Annotated in this window: 1 protein-coding gene; it reads left to right on the top strand. The window is 75.2% G+C overall.

The annotated features are described in order from the left end of the window. Positions 1–63: 63 nt before the first annotated feature. Positions 64–1619: alkaline phosphatase D family protein (locus PAI11_RS15545; protein ID WP_050897267.1), on the top strand; the 1556-nt coding region annotated here is incomplete at its 3' end.

The following is a 1619-nucleotide window of genomic DNA, read 5'->3' on the forward strand; positions in this document are numbered from 1 at the left end:
CGGACGCCGTGGGGCCGCCGCCCGCCGGGCGCTGGCGCAGGACCGTCGCGCGGGCCGCCGCCGATGAGCGGACCCGTCCGGACCCGCCGTGAGCTGGTCGTTGCCGGCGGCGCCCTGGCCGCGGGGCTGGCGCTGACGACGCCGGCGCATGCGCGGCTGCTGCCGGCTACGCGCGGGGTCGGCCGGGGGCGGTTCCTGGATGGCGTCGCGTCGGGTGAGCCGGGACCGAACGCGGTCACCTTCTGGGGGCGGCTGTCGACGTCGCGCCCGCGCAGCGCCGCGCGGCTCGTGGTCGCCAGCGACGCCGGCCTGCGGAACACGGTCGCGACGGCGATCGTGCCGACGTCGACCGCCGTCGACCACACGCTGAAGGCGCGGATCGGCGGCCTGCGGCCAGCGACCCGCTACTGGTACGCGTGGCAGTCGGCCGACGACGTCTCGCCGATCGGGCGCACCAAGACGGCGCCGCCCGCCGACAGCGCGACGCCGGTCGCGATCGGCTTCTCGAGCTGCCAGAAGCTGCCGACCGGGTTCTTCAACGCCCACCACGACGCGCTCACGCACGACCTCGACGTCTACGCGTTCCTCGGCGACTACACCTACGAGTACGACGCCCGCCGCAACGACGCCAGCACGCAGCTGGACCGCGGCCCGGGCTACGTCGACCCGGCCTCGACCGACCTCACCAGCTACCGCTCGAAGCTGCGCCTGTACCGGGCCGACCCGGGCCTGCGCGAGCTGCACCGACTGCACCCGATCGTCCACACCTGGGACGACCACGAAGTCGAGAACGACTACACCGACGGCGACCCGGCCCCGTCGATCGCCCAGCGCAACGCCGGCTACCGCGCCAACTTCGAGTGGCTGCCGCGGATCGCGACGGCCGGCGACCGCTTCCGGGTCTACCGCTCGCTGCGCTACGGCGCCAACGCCGAGCTGTTCCTGCTCGACGAGCGCCAGTACCGCGGGACCGACGGGGGCCGTCCGACGATCCTCGGCCGCCGCCAGCTCGACTGGGTCAAGCGCGGGCTCGAGGGCTCCGGCGCCCGCTGGAAGCTGGTCGGCAACCCCGACATGATCGCCCCGCTCGGCGTCGTCCTCGGCGGCGAGTCCGGGATCACGATCAACCCCGACCAGTGGGACGGATACCCGGCCGAGCGGGCCGAGCTGCTGGCCCACCTGGCCGACCGCCGGATCGACGACGTCGCCTTCCTGACGGGCGACATCCACATCTACATGGCCAACCACATGGTCCACGGCGGGCGCCCGGTCGCGACCGAGTACATCGGCGGGTCGGTCACCTCCTCGGGGCTGCCGAGGGAGCTGAACGGGGTCGCGGTGCCGGTGATCCAGCTGGCCAACCCGCACATCCGCTTCATCGAGGGCGCCGAGCACGGGTGGGCGATCGCGCGGGCCGACGGCGACGAGCTGCGGGTCGAGTACCGCGTCTCCGACATCCGCCGCGACGGCGCGCCGTCGCGGACGCTGGCGTCGTTCGTGCAGCGCCGCGGCCAGAACCGCGTCGAGCAGGCCGCCGGCGCTCCCGGCGGCGGGGCCGCGGCGCGGGTGCTGGGCCAGGACCCGGTCGACGCCCCGGCCGCGCCCGGCAGCGCGCTGGC

Source organism: Patulibacter medicamentivorans, from assembly GCF_000240225.1.
GTDB lineage: Bacteria > Actinomycetota > Thermoleophilia > Solirubrobacterales > Solirubrobacteraceae > Patulibacter > Patulibacter medicamentivorans.